Source organism: Clostridium magnum DSM 2767 (assembly GCF_001623875.1).
Lineage (GTDB): Bacteria > Bacillota > Clostridia > Clostridiales > Clostridiaceae > Clostridium_AM > Clostridium_AM magnum.
On record NZ_LWAE01000025.1, the window covers coordinates 1 to 6,395 of the forward strand.

General features: G+C 40.5%; 4 protein-coding genes and 2 rRNA genes. 5 read left to right on the forward strand and 1 reads right to left on the reverse strand.

All coding sequences use genetic code 11. From position 1 onward, the window contains the following. The first annotated feature begins 95 nt into the window (after window positions 1–95). The 3 genes from CLMAG_RS34605 (at window position 96) to rrf (ending at window position 3,632) form a co-directional block, all read left to right on the forward strand. Window positions 96–227, forward strand: a complete 132-nt coding sequence (locus CLMAG_RS34605) for a hypothetical protein (RefSeq protein ID WP_278331925.1) — start codon at window positions 96–98, stop codon at window positions 225–227. Window positions 228–311: 84 nt separating this feature from the next. After that, a 23S ribosomal RNA gene (locus CLMAG_RS30390) occupies window positions 312–3,219 on the forward strand. A gap of 296 nt (window positions 3,220–3,515) precedes the next feature. After that, a 5S ribosomal RNA gene (gene rrf / locus CLMAG_RS30395) occupies window positions 3,516–3,632 on the forward strand. Window positions 3,633–3,824: 192 nt separating this feature from the next. On the opposite strand, the gene CLMAG_RS30400 is transcribed toward rrf, so the two are convergent. Next, window positions 3,825–5,003, reverse strand: a complete 1,179-nt coding sequence (locus CLMAG_RS30400) for a hypothetical protein (protein ID WP_066631282.1) — start codon at window positions 5,001–5,003, stop codon at window positions 3,825–3,827. Window positions 5,004–5,209: 206 nt separating this feature from the next. Between CLMAG_RS30400 and CLMAG_RS34610 the strand changes: the two genes are divergently transcribed. Together CLMAG_RS34610 and CLMAG_RS30405 are read left to right on the forward strand one after the other, a co-directional pair. Continuing rightward, window positions 5,210–5,335 carry a hypothetical protein gene (locus CLMAG_RS34610; protein WP_278331813.1) on the forward strand — a complete coding sequence of 42 codons (126 nt, stop codon included), beginning with the start codon at window positions 5,210–5,212 and terminating at the stop codon, window positions 5,333–5,335. Between the two features lie 152 nt (window positions 5,336–5,487). Then, window positions 5,488–6,395: DUF2087 domain-containing protein (locus tag CLMAG_RS30405; RefSeq protein WP_066631285.1), on the forward strand; the 908-nt coding region annotated here is incomplete at its 3' end.

The window sequence follows — 6,395 nt, forward strand, 5'->3', positions numbered from 1 at the left end:
TTATTTACTAGTTGATTTTAACTAATCAATGTAGTATGATGTATCTCCAATTGTTCTTTGAAAATTGCACAGTGAAGAAACGTTAAACAACGCAATTGTTTAACAAAATAAAAGTAAAGCTAAAGGTAAATTACTTATACGAAAGTATATTTAACACCTTTGTAGATTTTAATGAACTAAAACTAGAAATTGATAGTAACGAGCAATTCGAGGAAAGGCTTGAATGAGGAGCGGAATTTACTGACTGGTAAATGAGCACCGCAGCGAAAGACTTGACGAAGAAGTGCGAGTTAATAGCAATTTTCGGTATAGGTCAAGCTACAAAGGGCGCATGGTGAATGCCTTGGCACCAGAAGCCGAAGAAGGACGCGATAAGCTGCGATAAGCTTTGGGTAGGCGCAAATAGCCAGTGATCCAGAGATTTCCGAATGGGGCAACCCACATTACGAGCAGTAATGTACTGTAAACTGAATTCATAGGTTTATAGAGGTATACCCGGGGAACTGAAACATCTAAGTACCCGGAGGAAGAGAAAGAAAAATCGATTTTCTAAGTAGCGGCGAGCGAAAGGGAAAGAGCCCAAACCAGGAACTTGTTCCTGGGGTTGCGGGATAGACCATAAATACTGCAATTTTTTAACTGAAGAGAGCTGGAAGGCTCCGCCGTAGAAGGTAAAAGCCCTGTAAGTGAAAAGAAAAAGCAGTCAGGTCTAATCCAGAGTACCACGAGACACGTGAAACCTTGTGGGAAGCAGGGAGGACCACCTCCCAAGGCTAAATACTAACTGGTGACCGATAGTGAAGCAGTACCGTGAGGGAAAGGTGAAAAGAACCCCGGAAGGGGAGTGAAATAGAACCTGAAACCGTGTGTCCACAATCAGTCGAAGCACTTTTATGTGCGACGGCGTGCTTTTTGTAGAACGAGCCAGCGAGTTACGATGTGTAGCAAGGTTAAATACTTAAGGTATGGAGCCGAAGGGAAACCGAGTCTGAATAGGGCGAGAAGTTGCATGTCGTAGACCCGAAACCGGGTGACCTATCCATGGACAGGTTGAAGCGGAAGTAAAATTCCGTGGAGGACCGAACCACGTTGGTGTTGAAAAAACCATGGGATGAGCTGTGGATAGCGGAGAAATTCCAATCGAACTCGGAGATAGCTGGTTCTCCTCGAAATAGCTTTAGGGCTAGCGTTTTGAATGAGTAATGGAGGTAGAGCACTGAATGGGCTAGGGGCTGACAACAGTTACTGAACCCTATCAAACTCCGAATGCCATATACTTGAATCAAAGCAGTCAGACTACGAATGATAAGATCCGTGGTCAAAAGGGAAACAGCCCAGACCATCAGCTAAGGTCCCAAAGTGTAAGTTAAGTGGAAAAGGATGTGGGATTTCTAAGACAACTAGGATGTTGGCTTAGAAGCAGCCACTCATTTAAAGAGTGCGTAATAGCTCACTAGTCGAGAGATCTTGCGCCGAAGATGTCCGGGGCTAAAACTTACCACCGAAGCTATGGATTGATACGTAAGTATCAGTGGTAGAGGAGCTTCCTGTATGGGTTGAAGTCGTACCGAAAGGAGCGGTGGACTGTACAGGAGTGAGTATGCTGGCATAAGTAGCGAGAAATAAGTGAGAATCTTATTGGTCGAAAACCTAAGGTTTCCTGAGGAAGGCTCGTCCGCTCAGGGTTAGTCGGGGCCTAAGCCGAGGCCGAAAGGCGTAGGTGATGGACAATCGGTTGATATTCCGATACCGCCAAGCTTCCGTTATTACAAATGGGATGACGCAGGAGGATAAGATGTGCGCACTATTGGATGTGCGTCTAAGCATCTAGACAGACTAGACAGGCAAATCCGTTTAGTCAATGTTGAGGTGTGATGGGGAACCCTTATGGGCGAAGTATCTGATTCCACGCTGCCAAGAAAAGTCTCTATGGAGGAAGCCCGCGCCCGTACCGCAAACCGACACAGGTAGGTGAGGAGAGAATCCTAAGACCAGCGGAAGAATTGTTGTCAAGGAACTCGGCAAATTGACCCCGTAACTTCGGGAGAAGGGGTGCCTACGCAAGTAGGTCGCAGAGAATAGGCCCAAGCAACTGTTTAGCAAAAACACAGGTCTCTGCTAAAGCGAAAGCTGAAGTATAGGGGCTGACGCCTGCCCGGTGCTGGAAGGTTAAGGGGAATACTTAGCGCAAGCGAAGGTATGAACTTAAGCCCCAGTAAACGGCGGCCGTAACTATAACGGTCCTAAGGTAGCGAAATTCCTTGTCGGGTAAGTTCCGACCCGCACGAATGGCGTAATGATTTGGGCACTGTCTCGACAACAAATCCGGCGAAATTGTATTGCGAGTGAAGATGCTCGCTACCCGCGATTGGACGGAAAGACCCCGTAGAGCTTTACTGTAGCTTAGCATTGAATTTCGGTATTGTCTGTACAGGATAGGTGGGAGACGTCGATGCAAGGGCGTCAGCCTTTGTGGAGTCAACCTTGGGATACCACCCTGACAGTACTGGGATTCTAACCGGCGGCCATGAAACTGGTCACGGGACACAGCTCGGTGGGCAGTTTGACTGGGGCGGTCGCCTCCAAAAAAGTAACGGAGGCGCCCAAAGGTTCCCTCAGAACGGTTGGAAATCGTTCGAAGAGTGCAAAGGCAGAAGGGAGCCTGACTGCGACACAAACAAGTGGAGCAGGGACGAAAGTCGGGCTTAGTGATCCGGTGGTTCCTCGTGGGAGGGCCATCGCTCAACGGATAAAAGCTACCTCGGGGATAACAGGCTGATCTCCCCCAAGAGTCCACATCGACGGGGAGGTTTGGCACCTCGATGTCGGCTCGTCGCATCCTGGGGCTGAAGTAGGTCCCAAGGGTTGGGCTGTTCGCCCATTAAAGCGGCACGCGAGCTGGGTTCAGAACGTCGTGAGACAGTTCGGTCCCTATCCGTCGCGGGCGTAGGAAATTTGAGAGGAGCTGTCCTTAGTACGAGAGGACCGGGATGGACTGACCTCTGGTGCACCAGTTGTTCCGCCAGGAGCACAGCTGGGTAGCTATGTCAGGACGGGATAAACGCTGAAAGCATCTAAGCGTGAAGCCCACCTCAAGATAAGATTTCCCATAGCATAAGCTAGTAAGACCCCTTGAAGAACACAAGGTTGATAGGTTAGAGGTGTAAGCATGGTAACATGTTCAGCTGACTAATACTAATAGGTCGAGGGCTTGACCTAATTTTCACTGTGCAATTTTGAGAGGGCAAAGGTCTAAATGACATTTGCCGGGTAATTTAGCTAACGATAGTTAGCGTTAAGAATTACCCGGTATCCTTTAAAATAAAAATTGATAGAAGCGAGCAGTACAAGGAAGCGACTGAGCGAGGAACAGAGTTTACTAGTGTAAATGAGTACCGCAGCGATTGATTTGACGCAGAGATGCGAAGTTTATAGCAATTTTATAAGGAAACTCACTCAGCAGAGCTGAGGAGTACCATACTTCTAGAAAATCATAGATTTTAAGAATCATGGCATCTGGTGATTATGACGTAAAGGTAACACCCGTTCCCATTCCGAACACGAAGGTTAAGCTTTACAGTGCTGATGGTACTGCACGGGAGACTGTGTGGGAGAGTAAGTCGTCGCCAGGTAAGTAACAGAAAGACATTAGGTTTTGATACCTAGTGTTTTTTTATTATGTAAATAATTAAATAACATATCAAAATGTTAATAGCAAGCTCAGGCAAGCCTTCGCAAACACCACAGGGGTGTAAATTTAATGAACCCACGATAGGAAAGTCGTGGGTTTTTCTGATATTATCTCATTGTCATTTAGTTGGCAACTAAGTGGGTAAGAAAATAGAAAGAAGATCAAGTATTCTTTCATTTTGATTTTTTATATTTTCTTTGCCTAAGGTAATTTTGTTTAAAATTTCAGGAAGTTCCTCTGGGTATAAAGTATTAATGAATTCTAAAGCATCTAAGGTATTATCACTTGAGTGGATGATACTTCTTATTTCTTTTCGAGGCTGATTCCTATTCAGTTCATTTCGCAGATTTATTTTCAAAAGGAAATTTCTGTTTGACACATATGGATAATACTTTTTATACCTCTTGTCTAATGGAACTGGATAGAAATCATAAGCTATAATTAAAACAGCTGGTTTTCCGCTTCCTTCATTTTTTTCCCATTTTTCATTTCCCCAATTGCCTCCTCGTAAAGTACGTGTTGCCTCTTCTTTATGATCTTTATCAAGTTCATAAATATTTAATATGTGTAGACCGTGAGTCTGTAACCACTTGATTATCCAATCGGTTAAGTTGTTTTCATAGGCCCATTCTCTAACGATAAATGCCATAATTTCACCTGTATTTTGCTGGTCATGGAGCTTTAAATAATATAAATCTTTCAACCAGTTGCTCTTTTCAGAAAGCTTTTTTAGTTCTGATAATTCTGGAGTCCAGTTATTCTCATCCAAAAACTTTTGTAAATCAACCCAGGTGAATTTTATCTTTATGCCGCACCGATTAGACAGAGTGCGAAGTGTTTTTCTATATTTATTATTGTGGGCTAATTCATTAACTTCTTCTCTGATACCTCGAGACAAACCTGAATTTTCTGCTTCATGATAAACAACATGATAGGCCATGCTTAGCAGATAATGTTTGGGATTTGGTACAAAATATTTATTATGCAAAAGAATTCTTTTATCAAGCATTTCTTGAGCACAGTGAATAGGATAATAAGGGAGTCCGTTGTAATTGGTTCCAGTAATACCACTAATACTATAAATATTACATGTAATAGAATTATCTTCACAATGGGGAGAAACATGCTTACTAATGTTAACTAAATCATCATCATGGACAAGTAAATCAATAGCTTCTCCTTTTTTAATTTTTGGAAATTTATCAAACCATCTTAATATAATATATTTAATCTGCTCTTGATTTAGCAGCTTAAAAAAATCATCAACACTTATAGAGCTAGGTATATATTGTTGTGTTTCCATTTCTATCATATGATTTCCTCCAATGAACTACATTATTTCTAATCATAATATGCTGAATAAGGATTATTTGCTTTATGCATAAGTTTTTTTATTCCACCATAAAATGGACGAAATTAAAGAATTTTATCGGATAGGATAAGTATCTAAAATATGCAATATTCCAATAAAAACACTGCGATATTATGATGAAATAGAATTGTTAATACCAAGAAAGATTGATAATAAAAGAACTTTTATTAGGAGTTGTAATAGGGATTGCTATAGATGGGCAGCCGATACTTGGATACAATTATGGTGATAAAAACTTTAAACGTGTGAAGGATAACTATTTATATATTTAAATTAAATAATGAAATTTTGCTTTTGTTGTTCATTAAGACAAAATATAACTTATTATTTATATTTTTATACTTTCTATAACGGAATTTTTTATTGACAGTAGCAAGTGATAATGTTAATATGTCTATGAATTTGGTAGACAGGAGGGGTAAATGTGGAAGAACTAATTCGTAATGCAACTATTGAAGATTTTAAAAGAGGATATAATTGGAGTATTAAAGAAGCTCAGTTTGTTTGTTTAATATGTGGTGAAAAAATTGGTGAAAGCGACACTGATATAAATACGCATATAATAAAGCATGGAAATCCAATTGAAAGGCTACTTTTGCTAGATAAGAAGTATACTGGATTAACCGAAATTCAGAAAGAGCTTTTAACAATGATGTCAAACCGATATAGTGATAAAGAAATTGCCCAGAAGCTTGCTTGTACAGAATCTACAGTAAGAAACATGAGATTTGCTTTAAGGGAAAGAGCAAGGCAGGCAAGAGCTTTTCTTGCAGTTATAGAATTAACTGAAGAAAAAATTCCAACGTTAACACCACCTAAACTTCGAGTTTTTCCTGTTAGAGAAGGGAAAAGAAAAGCATTATTACCTAGGTTCGCTGCTCTATTTGAACCAAATAAAGAATATACAGAGAGTGAGGTAAAAAGACTTATTAAAACTATTTACGAGGATGATGCAACTATACGCCGCTATTTGATTGATTATGGATATTTAAATAGAACGAAAGATGGGAGCAAATATTATAAGAATTATGAGGAGAATACCGTGGACAAAATAAATAGAAAAGAACTTATTAACAGATATAAGCAGCAAGAGGTAGAGATGGGGATAATTAAATTACATAATACAGTTACTGGATATTCCTTTGTAGATACATGTAATAATTTATATAAACCTTTTGAAGGAATAAAATTTAGATTAAATACAGGAACATTTAAGGTGAAAGGATTACAAAAGGATTGGAACACCTACGGAGAAGGTGCATTTACATTTGAAGTGGTGGAAAAGCTCAAACATCAGGAAGGTACTACACAAAAGCAGAAAATAGAGGAATT